The sequence below is a fragment of the Luteimonas saliphila genome, assembly GCF_016774335.1.
GTDB lineage: Bacteria > Pseudomonadota > Gammaproteobacteria > Xanthomonadales > Xanthomonadaceae > Luteimonas > Luteimonas saliphila.
On the sequence record NZ_JAETWA010000047.1, the window covers coordinates 214299 to 231065 of the forward strand.

A 16767-nucleotide genomic window follows, 5' to 3' on the forward strand; every position below is an offset into this window, starting at 1 on the left:
ATAGTCGGGCGCTGGGACGGGACTCCTCGCGCATGGCCGAAACCGCTGACATCACCCTCTGGCTGGACGCCGCGCGCGGCGGCGACCGCAGCGCGCTCGACCGGGTCCTGGCCACCCTGTACCAGGAACTGCACACCATGGCCCGCCGGCAGCTGTCCGGGCAGATGGGACAGACGCTGGACGCCACCGCGCTGGTGCACGAGGCCTACCTCAAGCTGATCGGCCGCAAGGAGATCCAGTTCGACGACCGCGCCCATTTCTTCGCCTACGCCGCCTCGGCGATGCGCAGTGTGGTGGTGGACTACGCGCGCCAGCGCCTGGCGCAGAAGCGCGGCGGCGACCTGCACCGCGTCACCGACCTGCCGCAGGACATCGAGGGCGGGCTGCGCCTGGACGAGGACATGCTGGCGCTGGACGTCGCGCTCAACCGCCTGGCCGGCGTCGACGCCAAGCTCGCGCACGTGGTGGAACTGCGCTACTTCGGCGGACTGTCCGAAGCCGAGATCGCCACCCTGCTCGGCCGCTCCGACCGCAGCATCCGCCGCGACTGGCAGAAGGCGCGGATGTACCTGCTGGCGTCGCTGCAGGATTCGTGACCGGGACAGGCGACGACATGCGCGCCAGCGCCGATGCGGTTGTTCCCGGCAAGCCGGATCGCGTAGAGGCAGGCGGAATCCGTCGTTCCTTCCCCCATTCGCGGGGGAAGGTGGCGAAGACGGATGGGGGAGCGCCGAAGGCGCACGGCAACGCGCTCCTGCGCCCGTTCTGCGCACTTCCTGCCGCACGCTCGAGACCCGATGCCGGCGCCGCAGCCTGCGTCGGCACGTAACCCATGGACGCCGACCGCTGGCAACGCCTCTCGCCCCTGCTCGACGCGCTGCTCGAGCTGGACGAAGGTGCCCGCGCCGCCAGCTTGGCCTCGCTGCGCGAGGAGGATCCGCAGCTCGCGGACGACCTCGAGGAGCTGATCGCGCTCGAGGCCAGCGGCGACGACTTCCTCAACGAACCGCTGATCGGCGTGCATCCGGGCGTGCAGGCCGGCGCGGCCGTCGGCCCTTACGAGCTCGAACGCATGCTCGGCGAGGGCGGCATGGGCCAGGTGTGGCTGGCGCGCCGCGCCGACGGCCTGTACCAGCGGCGCGTGGCGCTGAAGCTGCTGCGCCCGGGCCTGGCCGACCCGAACCTGCGCCTGCGCTTCACCCGCGAGCGACAGATCCTCGCCCGGCTCGAACATCCGCACATCGCGCGCCTGCTCGATGCCGGCATCAGCAGCGACAACCAGCCCTACCTGGCGCTGGAATACGTCGAGGGCGAACCGATCACCGACTGGTGCCGTGCGCGCGACCCCGGCGTGACCGCGCGCGTGGACCTGTTCCTGCAGGTGTGCGAGGCGGTGAGCCATGCGCACACCAACCTGATCGTTCACCGCGACCTCAAGCCCTCGAACATCCTGGTCACGCCGCTCGACGACGTCCGGTTGCTGGACTTCGGCATCGCCAAGCTGCTCGACACCCCCGAGCAGGCGCTCGACCACACCCGCACCGGCCTTCGCACTTTCACCCTGCACTACGCCGCGCCCGAGCAGATCCGCGGCGAACCGGTCACCACCATGACCGACGTGTACTCGCTGGGCGTGGTCCTGTACGAGCTGCTGACCGACCGCAAGCCCTACCAGCTCAAGCGTCCCAGCGATGCGCAGTGGGAGGACGCGATCCTCAATGTCGATCCGCTGCGCCCGTCGCAGGCGCTGCAGCGCGCCACCGACGGCGGCGAGGCGGAGTCGCGGCTGCGCCGTCGCGCCAGGGAGGTCGCCGGCGACCTCGACAACATCGTGCTCAAGGCACTGTCGAAGAAGCCCGAGCAGCGCTATCCCTCGGTCGAGGCGCTGGCGCTGGACCTGCAGCGCTCGCTCGACGGCAAGCCGGTGCATGCGCGTCCGCAAAGCGTGTCGTACCGCATCGGCAAGTACGTGCGCCGACACCGTTGGGCGCTGGCGACGGCGACGATGGTCTCGCTGGTGCTGGTCAGCGCGCTCGGCATCGTCGCCTGGCAGGCGCGACAGGCGGTCCAGGAATCGGCGCGCGCCCAGGCCATGCAAAACTTCGTCGTCGGCCTGTTCGAAACCGCGGGAGACGTGCCGTCCGATGCCCTGGTCGACATCCGCCAGCTGCTCGACGGCGGCGAACTGCGCATCGAGCGCGAGCTGGCGCACCAGCCGGTGGCGCGCGCGGAACTGCTCGGGGTGGTGGCGCGGCTGCGCGCGGGACTGGGCGACTACGACGCCGCGCGCGACCTGCTGTTGCGCCAGGTGGCGCTGATCGATGCGCTGGACGACCCGCCGGCGAGCCTGCGGCTGCAGTCGGCCACCGACCTCGGACGGGTGCTGCGGCTGAAGGGCGAGATCGACGGCTGCGTCGCGCGCATGGCGCCGGCGATGCCGCTCGCGCAGCGCAACGAACGCCGGCTGCCGCTGCCGGTGTCCGGGTTCTACTCGCAGTTGGGCCGCTGCCACGCGGCCGCGCGCCGGATCGACGAAGCGCGCGTGCTGTACCTGCGCTCGCTGGCGCTGCGCCGCGACCCGCTCCAGGACGACGCCGGCATCGTCGAGAACCTCGCCGACCTGGCAGCCCTGCACGCCGCGACCGGCGATACCGCACGCGCGCTGGTCGAGACTCGCGCGGCACTGGCGCTGCTGCGCAACAGCAGCGGTGAACGCCATCCGCTGGCGATCGACCTGCTGCGCACGCTGTGTTCGCTGGAACGCGAGTCGAGCGACACCGCCGCCGCCGAGCGCGACTGCGCCCAGGCGCTGTCGCTGGCGATGGAACTGCGCGGCGCCCGCCACCATGCCACGATCGACGCGCGTCGGCAGTTGGCTGCGGTGCACGTCGACCAGGGCCGCTTCGCCGAGGCCGAAGCCGAGTTCCGCGACACCCTGGACTGGATGACGGTGCGGCTCGGCGAACGCCATGTCGACGTCGCGCGCAGCCACAACAGCATCGCGATCGTGGTCTGGGAGCGCGGCGACCTCGACACGGCGCTGCGCGACCTGTCCACCGCGGTGGACATCTGGCGCGAGCATCGCAGCCAGACCATGCTCGCCTCGGGCCTGTTCAACCAGGCCATGCTGCTGCATGGCGCCGGACGCGACCGGGAGGCGCTGCCCCTACTGCAGGAATCTCTGGCGCTGCGGCGCGAAGCGTTCGGCGCGCGCCACGGGCTGGTCGGCGACACGCTGCGCCTGCTCGGCGAGGTCGAGGCCGACCTCGACAGGGCATCTGCGTTGGCGACGCTGCGCCAGGCGCAGGCGCTCACCCGCCAGGACTACGGCGCGAACCATTCGCATACCCGGCGCGCGGAGATCTCGCTGGCCCGCTACCAGGCGTTGCGCGGCGACCCGGCGGCGCTGACCCGGCTCGACGCGCTCGCGGAGCTGCCGCCGCACGAGTCCGAACTGCGCAAGGCCGGCTGGCTTGCGCGGGCGTACGCCGCCGACGCGCGTTGCCGCATGCCGGCCGAGCGCGACCTGGCGCTGGCGAGCCTGCAGGCGCTGGTCGCGCAGGTGGAACAGGCCCAACCCGAGGGCGGGGCGCTGCCGCGCGAGATCGCGGCCCTGCGCGCGTCGTGCATGGCCGGCAGCGTGCTCAGGCCAGCGGCAGCGGCGTCTGCAGCGGATCGATCTGCGCCTCCCCGCGCGTGATCCGCTTGAACTCGGCGCGGCTGACCGAGATGTAGCGCTCGTTGCCGCCGATCTCCACCTGCGGCCCGGTGTGCACCGCCCGGCCGTGTTCGTCCACGCGCACGGTCATGGTCGCCTTGCTGCCGGTGTGGCAGATGGTCTTGATCTCGATGAGCTCGTCCGCCCAGGCCAGCAGGTACTGGCTGCCTTCGAACAGTTCGCCCTGGAAATCCGTGCGCAGGCCGTAGCACAGCACCGGCACGCGCAGCGCGTCGACCACCTCGCCCAGCTGCCAGACCTGCGACCGGGCCAGGAACTGGGCCTCGTCGACCAGCACGCAGTCGAGCGTGCCCAGCACCGCGATGTCGCGTTCGACCAGCGCCTGCAGGTCTTCGCCGCGGTCGAAGGCGACGCCCTCCGCCTGCAGGCCGATCAGCGACGCCACCCGACCGCTGCCGTCGCGGTGGTCGAGCCGCGGAGTAAGGATCAATGTCCGCATGCCGCGCTCGCGGTAGTTGTGCGCCGACTGCAGCAGCGTCGTGGTCTTCCCGGCGTTCATCGCCGAGTAGTAGAAGTAGAGCTTGGCCATGACGGCAGTTTATCGGTCCGGCCCCCGGATTGATCGTAGGAACGCCCTCAGGCGCGATCGCTTTCGGGTCCCGAAGCCGAAAAGGCATCGCGCCTGAAGGCGCTCCTACGAATGGCAGGCCGGATCGGCGGCCCGCCGGGCCTGGTCGCGCGCCATGTAGAATGGTTCCGCTCCGCCATCGCCGTCCGCATGTCCCTCAATCCCCAGCAACGCGCCGCGGTCGCGCACTGCGACGGCCCCCTGCTCGTGCTCGCCGGCGCCGGCAGCGGCAAGACGCGGGTGATCGTCGAGAAGATCGCGCACCTGGTGCAGACAGGCCGCTATCCGGCCAGGCGCATCGCCGCGATCACCTTCACCAACAAGGCCGCCAAGGAGATGCGCGAGCGCGTGGCCCGGCGCATCCGCGGCGATGCCGCCGAAGGACTGACCCTGTGCACCTTCCACGCACTGGGGCTGCGGATCCTGCAGTCCGAGCCCGCCAGGCTCGGGTTGCGCCGCGGTTTCTCGATCTTCGACAGCGACGATTCGATGTCGCAGTTCAAGGACCTGATGCCGGGGGCCAAGTCCGATGCGGTGCAGGCGATGCAGTCGCTGGTCTCGACCGTCAAGAACGCGGGGCTCTCGCCGGAACAGGCGGCGGACGTGGCGCGCAGCGCGCGCGAGCACGAGGCGGCCTCGCTGTACGCGCGCTACCAGCAGCGGCTGTCGACGTTCAACGCGGTCGATTTCGACGACCTGATCCGGCTGCCGGTGCAGTTGCTGGAAACCGATGCCGACGCTGTCGCCGGCTGGCGCGAGCGCATCGGCTACCTGCTGGTGGACGAATGCCAGGACACCAACGACGCCCAGTACCGCCTGCTCAAGGCGCTGGCCGGGCCGAAGGCGAACTTCACCTGCGTGGGCGACGACGACCAGAGCATCTACGCCTGGCGGGGCGCCAACCCCGAAAACCTCGCCCTGCTCGGCCGCGACTACCCGAACCTGGTGGTGGTGAAGCTGGAACAGAACTATCGCTGCAGCAGCCGCGTGCTGCGCGCGGCGAACGCGCTGATCGCCAACAACCCGCACGAACACCCGAAGACCCTGTGGAGCGCGCAGCCCGACGGCGAGCGCATCCGCGTGTGGGAATGCCGCGATGCCGCGCACGAGGCCGAGCGCGTCGCCGGCGAGATCCACTTCCTGCACACCGCGCGCGAGGTGCCGTGGAGCGAGTTCTGCGTGCTGTTCCGCGGCAACCACCAGTCGCGCGCGCTGGAAAAGGCGATGCAGTTGCTGCGCATCCCCTACCACCTGTCCGGCGGCACCGCGTTCCTCGATCGCGGCGAGGTGAAGGACGCGCTGTCGTGGCTGCGCCTGGTCGCCAATCCGGAGGACGATGCCGCCTTCCTGCGCGCGGTACAGTCGCCCAGTCGCGGCATCGGCGCGACCTCGCTGGCGAAGCTGGCGGAGATGGCGCAGCATGCGCACCTGCCGCTGTCGCGCGCCGCCGAGTCGATGGGGCTGCTCAAGCAGCTGCAGCCGCGTGCTGCGAACGCGCTCGGCGCCTTCACCGACATCGTGCGGGGCCTGCGCGCCGATGCCGCGCGCCTTCCGCCCACCGAGCTGGTGCGCGGCCTCACCGAGAAATCCGGCCTGCTCGCCGCGCTGCGCGAGCAGTGCAAGAGCGACGAGCTGTTCCGCATCCGTCGCGGCAACCTCGACGAACTCGCCGACTGGTTCGAGGGCGCGCGTGGTGCCGGCCCGGGCGAGCTCGCCGCGCAGCTCGCCCTGCTCAGCCACGCCGACAAGGGCGATCCCGGCAACCAGGTGCGGCTGATGAGCCTGCATGCGGCCAAGGGGCTGGAGTTCCGCTACGTGTTCATCGTCGGCATGGACGACCACACCCTGCCGCACGAGGCCAGCATCGACGAGGGCCGGCTCGACGAGGAGCGCCGCCTGCTCTACGTCGGCATCACCCGCGCCAAGGAGCAGCTGTGGCTGTCGTACTCGCTCGAAGCGCAGCGCTGGGGCGCGAAGCTGCGGCTGGCGCCGAGCCGGTTCCTCGACGAACTGCCCGCCGCGGAACTGCAACGCGACGGCGCCGACCCGGTCGCCGATGCCGCGCGCAAGGTCGAGCGCGCGACCGTCGGCTTCGCCAGCATCCGCGCGTTGCTGGGCGACTAGCGCGCCGCCCTCGCTAGCCCACGCCCGCCCGGGCAGCGCGACCTTCGCCGCGACAGGCGGGAGACTTCCGACGAGACCGTCGTTCGCCCCGTTGGGGGCGGCGTCCTGGCGACAGACGCGCTGATCGCGCCGTACTCGCGACGAAGTGACCGTCCGGGCAGTGCCGCGCGCGCACAGCCCGCCGACACGATCGGCCACTTCTCGAACGTCATCGCCACCCAGGCCGACTCGAACCGCGCCGGTGTTCGTCTTCGCACCTGCCGCGCATCGGGGAGGGACGGCGGTGTCAGCGCCCCTCGGCGGCCAGCAGCCGCGACAGCTGCCCGCGCAGTTCGGCGACCTCGGCCTCCAGCGCTTCGACCCGGGCCTGCAATCGCGCGTCCACGGCTCGCGGGGCAGCCTGCGCCACCGTGCGCTCCGCGGCGGCCTGCACGTCCACCGGGCCGCACAACTGGTGGGTGTAGCGATCCTCGCGCTGGCCGGATGCGCGTGGCAGCAGCACCACCAGCGCCTGCGTGTGCTGGATCAGTCGTTCCAGGTGGTGGCGCACGTCGTCGACATCGGCGAAGGCATGCATGCGTTCGCTGCGCGCGAGCAGCTCATGCGTCGTCTGCGCGCCGCGCAACAGCAGCAGCGCAAGCAGGGCCACCTGCGGCCTGGGCAGGCTGAAGAAGGCCTCGGCGCGATGCTCGTAGCGCTCCGCGCGCGAGGAGAACACCTGTTTCGCCAGGCCCTTGCGCTCGAGCTGCCGCAGGGCATGGTGCACGGTGCCGGCGTCGAGCGACATCGGCGGGTCGCGTGCGGTCTTCTGGTTGGCCGCGGCCTGGGCGGCGTTGACCGTCAGCGGATAGGCGTCCGGCGTGATCGCCTGCTTCTCGATCAGGCAGCCCAGCACGCGCGCCTCGGACGCGGTCAAAGGCAGTGCGGGGGCATCGGCATCCACGGGGCTTCATGTCCTGGTCGGCTCGGTCGGGTCACAGCATAGCCGGGCGGCCGCGACCGCCGGAAACGCGGCTTCGCTACACTCCGCGGCTCCCGCACCGATGGAATCGCCGCATGCGCACGCCCGCACCCGCCGCTTTCCTGCTCGCGACCGCGTTCGCCCTCGCCGGCTGCAAGCCGGTATCGTTCACCGCGCCCGACGGCACCGCGACGCCCATGCAGCCAGACGCCACAGTGGCTGCGCCAGACCAGCCGGCGGCAACCGACGCCGACGACAACCTCAACGCCGTACTCTGGGTGCAGCGCTCGGCCGAGTACCAGGCCAATGCGATCTCGATCTTCCGCGCCGCGGCCGACCACCTCGACGCCGCGCTGAGGGAACCCAACTGGGATGCGCTGGTCCCGGACGAACGCGAACAGGCCGCGCCGGCCGCCGGGCTGGCGCCAGCGGTGATCATGGACATCGACGAGACCGTACTCGACAACTCGCCCTACCAGGCGCGCCTGGTCGCCGACGGCGCCGAGTACGACGAAGTCACCTGGGACCGGTGGGTGGCGGAGAAGAAGGCGAAACCCGTTCCCGGCGTGGTGGAGTTCGCCAGCACGGCCGAGGCGAAAGGGGTCACCATCCTCTACCTGTCCAATCGCGCCGTACACCTGAAAGAGGCGACCCTGGCCAACCTGCGTGCCGAGGGCCTGCCGGTGAAGGACGACAGCGTGTTCCTGGGCTTGGGCACCCATGTCGAGGGCTGCGAGCAGCAGGGTTCGGAAAAGCTCTGCCGCCGTCGTCTCGCAGGGCGCGAATACCGGGTGCTGATGCAGTTCGGCGACCAGCTCGGCGACTTCGTCGAGATCGTCGCCAACACCCCCGAAGCCCGCGCGGGGCTTCTGGCCGAATACGAAGACTGGTTCGGCGAACGCTGGTGGATGCTGCCCAACCCCACCTACGGCTCCTGGGAGCCGGCGGTGTTCAACAACGCCTGGAGCGAACCCAGGAACGCGCGGCGGGCCATGAAGCGCAGCGCGCTCAATCCACAAAAGTAGAAAAATCAGATATTTATATTACTCAAATTAAGGTATTGCATCAGATTTAGCGGCGCTGTAGTCTGGCGCCCGCCACAGCACTAGTCCTCCGGCACTGCCGGATTCGCGGGAAACCAACGGTTTCCCGTTTTTTTTGGTTCTTCTCCAACGTGAGGGAGCCTGGCCAAGGTGTCAGGGAGTGGTCCCGGGCTTGCGGCTCGGAGCGTTCCAGGCCGGGGATTGCTCCTCGGCTCGGTCAGCCCGAGCGGAAAGCGATCCGCGGGCGCCGGGGCGCGGTGTCCATCCGAAGACCTGACAGGGACTTCTCCATCGCGGACCGTTTCTCCCTTACATGGGAAAAGAACCTTTCTGGCGGCCAGGGACTCCCAGACCGGACACACCCCCGCCGCGCCGCGGGACCAGCAGCGTCTGGCCTTCAAGAACGAGCGACGCCCTGGGACCTGCGCCTGCGACGCAGGTCCCGATTCGTCGCAGCCCTAGGGTCGACCCCAGATACCGGCGTGCGTCGCGCCGACGTAGCGTGGATCGATGACAGGCGTGTTTCGCGCCGGTATCGGGGAGGCATGCCGTGACGTCCATCCCGTCCCCCTTCGATGCGTTGCGCGCGCTGCTGCCCATGCCCGGACGTGGGGGCGATGGCGGCCCGCTGATGGGGCCCGGCGAAATGCTGGAGATGGGCGACGGCGGCCCGTTGCGTCCCCTGGGTCCACATGGGCGTGGCGTGGACGGTCACCCGATGCACTCCGGTCCGATGCGAGCGGATGGCGTGCCGCTGCTCTCGCCTCCGGAAGCCGCACAGGTGGCCGATCTGCTGTCCGGGGCCATGCGCCAGAACCCCTCCCACCCCCTGTTCCGGGAACTGTCGCAGATACCGGCGGAAGAGTTCCGGCAGTGGGTGATGGATTTCCTGACCATGCCCTCGGGTGGCGCGCGTGACCTTCCGCCGCAGGCTGCCGCGCCATTGGCACAGGCCACCGCCGCGGCGGCGGCCCTGCTCCGCGAGAATGGAGCGCCGCAGTCCGCTCCTCCGCAGTCGATGGCGGAGGCGCGTGCCGAAGCCGACGCCCTGCGCGCGACGATCCAGGCCCAGGCGCAGCAGACCGCCGCCGAGCGGGCACAGGCAACACCGGGCACGCTACGCGCAGGCGAAGACGGGCGCCAGATGGCGGTGAACACCGCGCTGGCGGCGAACGGGGCGCAGGAGGGGCGCGTGGCGACCGATGCGCGTTACGCCGGACTGCTACAGGCGCTCGCACAAACCGCGCGCGCCGAATCTGCGGTGCCGGCGGCGCCAAACCTGGCCGGCTCGCCCGCCGCCGCCGCGCCGCAGATCGCGCCTGCGTCCCCGAGCCATGCCGCGGCTCCGCCGGACTCCGCGCGGACGCTCCAGGATCCGGCCGTGCCCCTCATGCAGGGACGTACGCCCGTGGAGGCTCCACTGCCTGCGCGCGCCGAACGCGTGGCAGGCGCGGCCGATCCCATGCCCTCGGGCGGATTGCCCGGACTGGTCGGCGCCGCCGGCGTCACCCTGGCCGCAGTCGGGCAGCCGGCGGGTACCACCTTCGCCCAGGCGCCGCAGCAGGCGGTGCGTGCGCGCAAGTCCGAGGAAACCCGGGACAAGCGCGACAAGCACGCGCGCGAGGCGCAGCAGCGCGACGGCGACGGGGACGCCCGATCGCAATCGCAGTCGCGCGAGCGCGCAAATGGACAGGGCGACGCGGCGAAGAAGCGCCCTCCGGATGCGGCTGCGACAGCCGCCGGCGGCGAAGGTCGCACGGCCTCGCCCGGCGCACCCGCTGCCGCCGCCGGCCACACCGCCATGGTGGCAGGGTTGCGACCAGCGGCTTACGCGCAGGACGCGGAGGCTGAAACGGAGGACCAGGCACGTCCCGGCGGCCACACGGCTGCCGGCGAGTCATCCGATGAGATGACCGCACGGTCGCGGCGGCACCAATGGCTGTACTGGTCGCTGATCGCCGTCACCTACAGCTGCCTCGCGATCGCGCTCGGGATGATGACGCCCCTGGCAGCCTCGCTGCCCATCGCGACCGAATCCCTGCCCGTCTGGCGCAATGCCCTCACCACCACCGGACTGGCCACCGGGCTTTGGGCCTGGCTGCTCGCACGCCGCCTGCGCTAGCCCAGTCGCGCCGCCCGAACCACCTCATCGCGCAGGGCGCGTCCCCGCGGGCCGCATCTGGTCCACGCGTTCCTCGCGCAGGTCGATGCCATGGCGCGACAGCACGTCGGCGGCAACCCGATCGCCGTAGCGCCGCAGTGCGACGCGATCGCCCGAGCCCAGCAACCGCGCGTATTCCCTGCTGCGGAGCGCGGTGAGGATCGCCGCGCGTTCGGCAACTTGCTGCTTGCCTGCATCCCCGGTCCCCGCCAGTTCCTCGAGCAGGGTCGACGACGCCACTGCCTCGCGGATCGCCGGCAGTTGCTCCTCGCGAATGCGATCGCCGTTGACCACCGCCCAGTGCACCGCGTGGTGCATCGCGATGACGTCCATCAGGTCGCTCCCATCGAGCCCCAGCGTGGACATCGCCTGGTCGAAGTCCTGCAGCGCCTGGCCACTTTCCACCAGCGTACGGAGCTCGGCGCGCGTGGCCTCTTCCAGGGGTCGGTACTCGCGCAGGAAGGCCTGCACGGCCTGCTGCCGCACGGCGGCCGAGCGCCTGAACCGCGGATCGAAACGCGCTTCGCCGGACGCGGCCTTCCAGCCGTCGAGATACGGTCGCTCGAAGGACGATTCGAAGGACTCGCGGGTGGAGGCCGCAGCACCACCCATGGCGTCACGCTCCGGGCCCTGCCCACCCGGCGCGGGTTCGTTCCCGGACGATCCGGCCCCGCAACCCGTCAGCAGCGCCAGCGTCACGACGACGCTCGCCCAGACTCCGGTGCGCGCAGCGCCCCCCGGGTTCGAAATGCGCGGTTGCCTCGTGTATGCAGCACCGCCTCGAACGGGCGGGGTTGGGGGCGCCAGCCAAGGCAGCAAGGACAACCAGGGAGTGCACGGGGCAAGATCCGCCCGCCGCGCGACAAGCGGCGCGACCCGGCAGAACTGCTCTCGCACGCCTGCTGTGACGCGCGAAGCGTTCACCTGCGGACTCGCATGCCGGCCGTTCCGCGGGGCAAGGCTGGCAGGGCTCGCCTACTGCCCGTACTTCGCGCGGATCGCCGCACCGTCGCGCCGCCCCATCTCGGTGGCGACCTGGCGCAGCCAGCGGTCGGCGCTCGGCCTGCCATCGCTGCGCACGCGGCGTTCGTATTCCGGCAGCAGTTCGCGGCGGCGCTGGTCGATCATGCGGCGCATGTCCGCCTCCATCGCAGCCTCGTCGATCGGCCTGTGCGCGGGTGCATGCGCGAGCTGCTGCGACGCACGCTTCTTCCGCACGGCCTCGCGATCGATCCAATCCGGACCGTCTCCCGTGCTCTGGTTGCGCATCAATGCATGTTGCTGCATCAGGTTGGCCTGCCCCCCGGCGTCGATCAGCTGCGCGCTGGCCGGCGGGATGACGCACATCGCGCCGAGCAACCCAAGGGACAGCACGGCAAGAAGTACGGAAGGGCGATTGATCGTCGGTAGCATGGATTCCTCCTTGGCGGCGGCATCGCGCATCGAACCTGACAAGGTCGAACCTAGCATCGCGATGATTAACGTCCCGAAAAAGCCTGGCGTCAGGGCGTGACCACCGTCGCGGTCCGCATGCTCCGCGCCGCAAAAGATTGCGGCGGGCAATGCCCGCCGCAATGTGTCGCTTGCTTCCATTCCGCTCCGGGCCGCGGCCCGGAGCCGATTGGCTGCCTCAGTTCTTGCGGGCAACCTGGGCCAGGCCTTCGCCGACCGACTTGATGGCGGTCGAGACGGCCTGCGCGGTCTGCGAGAAGATCTGCGACTGCACCTGGAAGTCGGTCATCGCCGCCATGTACTCCTCGGACTGCTGCTTGGCGTCGCTGTCGTAGGTGCGTTCCATGGTCTGCTGCGCTTCGATCATCTTGCCGGCGCGGGCCGCGAGGATCTTGCCCAGCCCGGCGGCCAGGGCCTCGAACCACGAGCCGCCCTTGCCGGGCTTGAGTTCGGCCGAGTTGACTTCGCCGCTTTCGACGCGGGCGGTGAACATCTGCAGGATGAAGCTCTGTGTCATGGTGGTGTCCTCATGGCTGGATCGTCTGTGTCGAAGAATTCGGAACAACTGCCTTGGGTGCGGTAAACCAGGCGCTTCTTCAGGCGGATCCAGGCGGCCCACGCAACCGCCGCGACCGTGACTTGGTGATGGATTGCTTGCCGGGCAGGACGAACTGGTCCGCGAGGGCGCCGCCAGCGCCTAGCGTGGGGGCGTCGCCCGCGCGCAGGGATGCCAGCCATGCCATGGCCGCGTGTTCACCATCGCGCTCGATGCGCTGTGCGAGTTCCAGCGCGACCTGGACTTCCCGGTTCTGGACCTGGCTGGTCGCCTCGCCGAACTGGCGGATGAGGCTCTCGCGTTCCTCCTGGCCCAGCAGGCCGTCGCCGGCCAGCGCTTCGAGGGTGTCTACCCAGGCGGTGCGCTCGATTCCAGTGACGGCCGGCTGCAGGTTCGCCTCCGCCACGGCCTTGCGCATGTGCTCGATGACGAAGTCGAGATCCTCGTCGTCGCCCGTCGGCGCGGTGGCCCGCAGCGAAGCTTCGAGCAGGTCCAGGACTTCGCGCTGCTGCTCATCAACCCCGTCTCCCGTCGGCGTGCCCGGCGTGGACGGCGTTGCGTCCACCGGCGCTGCCGTCCTCGCCAGCGCGACCGGGCCGCGCTCGGCGGCTCGGGTGGCGACTTTGCGGGGCGGGCGGATGGCCATGGGCCGGCGGGATCCTTTTCGGGGAGCGGTGCTGGAAGGTCTGGATCGAGTGTCCCTGCTGCGCGCAGGCCCGGCAACTGGGGCCGACCCTAGTCGACGCGTCAGGCGGTGGACGAGGGTTGCGTGAGGGCGGGAATGGTCTGGAACAGGTGGCGCATGCGTTCGCCCTGTCGGCGGCCCAGGGCCTCCGCAGCCTCGGCCAGCCAGGCGCGGCTGGCATCCTGGCCATCGCGGCTGGTGCGCTCGCGGAACTCGGCCTCGAGTCTGGCCTTGTCGCTTTTCAGTTCGCCGAGCAACACGTCGTATTCGCGTAGGATCGCGGCCTCGTCGGCGACGTCCAGGCTGCCCTGCGCACGCATCTCGCCGAGCGACTCGATGAATTCCTCGCGACTGGTCGGCAGCGCGAGCGACGCGGCCCGGTGGGCCTCTGGCGGATCCACGGCGGGCGCCGCCTGGGCGTCGACATCGTGGGCGAATGCCGCGGTGCCGAACGGGACGGCAGGGCCGTCATCGGGCTTGCGCTGCGGGCGTTGGGGAGGACGCTTGGCCATGATGCTCGTGTGCAACCGGTTGGTGGTGTCGGGTGCAGCGGCCGGCCTTGGCACGGCCGCTGCAACAGGTCCAACTGCCGGTCAGGCGCCGACTGCGTTCAGGAAGCCGTTGCTGAACGCGGAGTTGAACACGTCGTCGAACGCGGAATTGCCCGAACCGCCCGAATCGCTGAGCAGCGAACTGACGAGGCCGCCGGCCAGCTGGCCAAGCATCGGGTTGCCGGTATAGGCGGTAACGACCGCACTGACGACGGAGGAGAGAACATCGCTGAGACCGCTGAGGAAGCTCATGGGGTGACTCCTGTCTGAAGATTGATGTTGGGGTATCGGTTCTTCGTGAAGCGCTGGTCCGCGCCTTGGAGTCTGTGGAGATGAGGCAGGCCGTCCAAGCTGGGGCGTTCCCCACCTGGGGCAAACCCTGGCCTCAGCCGTCGAAACGTGGATCGATCTCGAGCTGGCCGAGGTTGTGCTCGGCAAAGCGACGCGCCAGCGCCGGCGCGGCCTCGCGGATTGCGTCGTAGCTGTCCCGCGAGCGCACGTCGGCGCGCAGGTGCCAGCCGTCGGCGGTCTTGCTCAGCAGCAGGTCGGTCCCGGGCAGGGTCGCGTCGGCCATGCGCAGCAGGACATGGCCCTCGCCCTCCGCGGAAGCCGCGCCATCTACCGCGAGCTGGCGCACATGTCGTTCGAGCATTTCCGCCAACGCCTTGCCGCTGGCCATCGGCGGCGCGGGAGCGGTCGGCGGCGGCAGGCCGCTACCATCGCGCAGCGCGGCCTGCGCCTGCATCATCGCCAGCAGGTCGGCGCCATCGACCGAGTTCGCGCCCATGCCGTTGTTATCGGTGCCGTCCTGGGTGCCCTGCTGGCCCACCAGACCGCGCAACGCCGCCTGCTCCTCGCCATGGCGCGCGGCAGCCTGTGCGGCGTGGCGACCCGACTCCGGCGCGCCGCGCGGCGACTCCTCGCGCCCAGGGACGCCGGCGCGGCCTTCCTGGCGGCCGTGCTGCATCAACTGACGGAAGCGGTCCACCTGCTCCTTCGGCGGCGCCTCGCGCGGCTTGTCCGCGGGCCGGTCGTTGTCGGTGCCGCGCGCCTCGGTGGCCGGGCGGTTGCTCAGCGATGAGGTGCTGCTGTTGTCGATGCTCATGTCGGGCTCCTCAATGACGGGTGCGGGCGATGTGGACGGCCTGCACCAGATCGGCGGCGGCGTCCTCTTCGCGGCGCGCCTCGAGTGCGATCACCTCGCCGCGCCAGAGGCCCTTGCGCTTCTCCAGCGCGTCCTCGCGGGCCTTGGCGCGGAAGAAGGCCTGCATCGCCTCGGCCAGCGCCTGTTCGGCCTGCTGCAGTTTCTGTTGCGCCTGCTGCAGGCGCAGGCATGCGGCCTGCTCCTGTTCGCCCAGCCAGTCGATGTGCGCCTCGCGCTGCTCCAGGGCCAGCGGGAACGGGATGCCCGGCGGCGGCGGCTCCAGCATGCGCAGGCGCTGGCCGGCGCGCTCGCGGCGCAGTTGCGTGATTTCGCCCTCGATCCGGGTGCAGGCGTCGCGGCACTCGCGCACCACGCGCTGCTTCTCGACCACGACCAGCCGCGCCTTGCCGGTGCGGTGCGCGCGCAGCTGCAGCAGCTTCTGCAACGGGTAGCGCCGGCGCGATGCGCCGCTCATGCGAACAGCTTCTTCAGCGTGTCGGACGACTGCGCGAACGGCACCAGCTCGCCGGATCCCTGCTGCAGCAGCTTGCGGATCGGTACGATGCGGTCGATCGCGAAATCGGCCTCCGGATCGCTGCCGCGCTTGTATTCGCCCAGCTGCAGCAGCAGTTCGATGTCCTGGTGCTTGGCCAGCGCCTTGCGCAGCTGGCCGGCGGCGCGCAGGTGCGCCTGGTCGACGACGCGCGGCATGGTGCGGCTGAGGCTGGTGAGCACGTCGATCGCCGGGTAGTGATAGGCGGCGGCGAGCTTGCGCGAGAGCACGATGTGGCCGTCGAGGATCGAACGTACTTCCTCGACGATCGGGTCGCCGCCGTCCTCGTCCTCCGCCAGCACGGTGTAGAACGCGGTGATGCTGCCGAGTTCGTTGTTGCCGGCGCGCTCGAACAGCCGCGGCAACGCACTGAACACCGAGGGCGGGAAGCCGCGCCGCGCCGGCGGCTCGCCGATCGCCAGGCCGACGTCGCGCAACGCGCGCGCGAAGCGGGTGACCGAATCGAGCAGCAGCAGCACGCGCTTGCCCTGGTCGCGGAAATGCTCGGCGATGGCGGTCCCCACCCACGCCGCGCGGCTGCGCTCGAGCGCCGGCCGGTCCGAGGTCGCCACCACCACCACCGACTGCGCCAGGCCTGCCTCGCCCAGGTTGTCGTGGATGAACTCGTTGACCTCGCGGCCGCGCTCGCCGACCAGCACGATCACGTTGACGTCGGCATCGCCGCCGCGCGCGAGCATGCCCAGCAGGGTGCTCTTGCCGCCGCCGGCGACCGCGAAGATGCCCACCCGCTGACCCTCGCCCGCAGTCATCACCGCATCGATCGCACGCACGCCGGTCGAGAACGGACGCTCGATCAGGTTGCGGGTGAGCGGGTTGGGCGAGGCGGCGTAGATCGGCATCTCGACCGCGGGACCGATCGGGCCCTTGCCGTCGATCGGCTCGCCGTGCGCGTCGAGGATCCGCCCGAGCAGGCTCGGGCCGGCACGCACCGAAGCCTGGCGCCCGCTGGCGACGATCTCGGTGGTGGCGGAAATGCCGTCGAGCGCGCCGAGCGGTGTCAGCAGCGTGTGCTGGCGCGAGACGCCGACCACTTCCGCGGCGAGGTCGAACGATGGATCGCCGTCGCCGGGCGGATTGCGCAGGTGGCACAGTTCGCCGATCGCGGCCTTCAGGCCGGTGGCCCGGATCAGGGTGCCGTAGGCCTCGACCACGCGGCCCACGCGCTGGATCGACTTCACCCCGGCCAGCGCGCTGAGCAGCGGGTCGATC

Annotated in this window: 16 protein-coding genes; 5 read left to right on the plus strand and 11 right to left on the minus strand. The window is 70.6% G+C overall.

The window, feature by feature from the left end; genetic code table 11:
• Positions 1–32 precede the first annotated feature (32 nt).
• Together JMO03_RS19395 and JMO03_RS19400 are read left to right on the plus strand one after the other, a co-directional pair.
• Entirely contained in the window at positions 33–596 is a 564-nt protein-coding gene (locus tag JMO03_RS19395) for an ECF-type sigma factor (RefSeq protein ID WP_202845406.1), read from the plus strand.
• Positions 597–832: 236 nt separating this feature from the next.
• A complete protein-coding gene (locus JMO03_RS19400; protein WP_202845407.1) occupies positions 833–3700 on the plus strand; it encodes a serine/threonine-protein kinase in 2868 nt (955 codons plus the stop codon).
• Here JMO03_RS19400 and JMO03_RS19405 read toward each other — a convergent pair.
• The gene (locus JMO03_RS19405; protein ID WP_202845408.1) at positions 3645–4268 is read right to left on the minus strand and encodes a thymidine kinase; all 624 of its coding nucleotides are present in this window, start codon (positions 4266–4268) and stop codon (positions 3645–3647) included. The two genes, JMO03_RS19400 and JMO03_RS19405, sit on opposite strands and share 56 nt — an antisense overlap.
• Positions 4269–4457: 189 nt before the next feature.
• Between JMO03_RS19405 and JMO03_RS19410 the strand changes: the two genes are divergently transcribed.
• On the plus strand, positions 4458–6431 hold the full coding sequence (locus JMO03_RS19410) for a UvrD-helicase domain-containing protein (protein ID WP_202845409.1): 1974 nt from the start codon (positions 4458–4460) through the stop codon (positions 6429–6431).
• Between the two features lie 286 nt (positions 6432–6717).
• On the opposite strand, the gene JMO03_RS19415 is transcribed toward JMO03_RS19410, so the two are convergent.
• On the minus strand, positions 6718–7374 hold the full coding sequence (locus JMO03_RS19415) for a DUF480 domain-containing protein (RefSeq protein ID WP_202845410.1): 657 nt from the start codon (positions 7372–7374) through the stop codon (positions 6718–6720).
• Between the two features lie 113 nt (positions 7375–7487).
• Between JMO03_RS19415 and JMO03_RS19420 the strand changes: the two genes are divergently transcribed.
• Positions 7488–8417 carry a 5'-nucleotidase, lipoprotein e(P4) family gene (locus JMO03_RS19420; RefSeq protein ID WP_202845411.1) on the plus strand — a complete coding sequence of 310 codons (930 nt, stop codon included), beginning with the start codon at positions 7488–7490 and terminating at the stop codon, positions 8415–8417.
• 568 nt (positions 8418–8985) lie between these two features.
• On the plus strand, positions 8986–10557 hold the full coding sequence (locus JMO03_RS19425) for a hypothetical protein (RefSeq protein WP_202845412.1): 1572 nt from the start codon (positions 8986–8988) through the stop codon (positions 10555–10557).
• 24 nt (positions 10558–10581) lie between these two features.
• Here JMO03_RS19425 and JMO03_RS19430 read toward each other — a convergent pair whose 3' ends face one another.
• From JMO03_RS19430 to JMO03_RS19470, 9 genes are all read right to left on the minus strand, one after another.
• Positions 10582–11208 (minus strand): hypothetical protein, encoded by a 627-nt coding sequence (locus JMO03_RS19430; protein WP_202845413.1) that lies wholly within the window; start codon positions 11206–11208, stop codon positions 10582–10584.
• Positions 11209–11571: 363 nt separating this feature from the next.
• Positions 11572–12189: a hypothetical protein gene (locus JMO03_RS19435; protein WP_202845414.1), complete on the minus strand. Its 618-nt coding sequence runs from the start codon at positions 12187–12189 to the stop codon at positions 11572–11574.
• A 37-nt stretch (positions 12190–12226) separates the two neighbouring features.
• On the minus strand, positions 12227–12565 hold the full coding sequence (locus JMO03_RS19440; protein WP_202845415.1) for a hypothetical protein: 339 nt from the start codon (positions 12563–12565) through the stop codon (positions 12227–12229).
• Between the two features lie 79 nt (positions 12566–12644).
• Positions 12645–13250, minus strand: coding sequence for a hypothetical protein (locus JMO03_RS19445; protein ID WP_202845416.1), 606 nt, complete (start codon positions 13248–13250; stop codon positions 12645–12647).
• Between the two features lie 101 nt (positions 13251–13351).
• A complete protein-coding gene (locus tag JMO03_RS19450; protein ID WP_202845417.1) occupies positions 13352–13801 on the minus strand; it encodes a hypothetical protein in 450 nt (149 codons plus the stop codon).
• A gap of 81 nt (positions 13802–13882) precedes the next feature.
• Positions 13883–14092, minus strand: a complete 210-nt coding sequence (locus JMO03_RS19455) for a hypothetical protein (RefSeq protein WP_149102457.1) — start codon at positions 14090–14092, stop codon at positions 13883–13885.
• Between the two features lie 133 nt (positions 14093–14225).
• Entirely contained in the window at positions 14226–14945 is a 720-nt protein-coding gene (locus tag JMO03_RS19460; protein ID WP_202845418.1) for a type III secretion HpaP family protein, read from the minus strand.
• A gap of 10 nt (positions 14946–14955) precedes the next feature.
• The gene (locus JMO03_RS19465) at positions 14956–15459 is read right to left on the minus strand and encodes a hypothetical protein (RefSeq protein WP_202845419.1); all 504 of its coding nucleotides are present in this window, start codon (positions 15457–15459) and stop codon (positions 14956–14958) included.
• On the minus strand, positions 15456–16766 hold the full coding sequence (locus tag JMO03_RS19470; protein ID WP_202845524.1) for a FliI/YscN family ATPase: 1311 nt from the start codon (positions 16764–16766) through the stop codon (positions 15456–15458). Before JMO03_RS19470 ends, JMO03_RS19465 begins: the two co-directional genes overlap by 4 nt.
• Position 16767 lies beyond the last annotated feature (1 nt).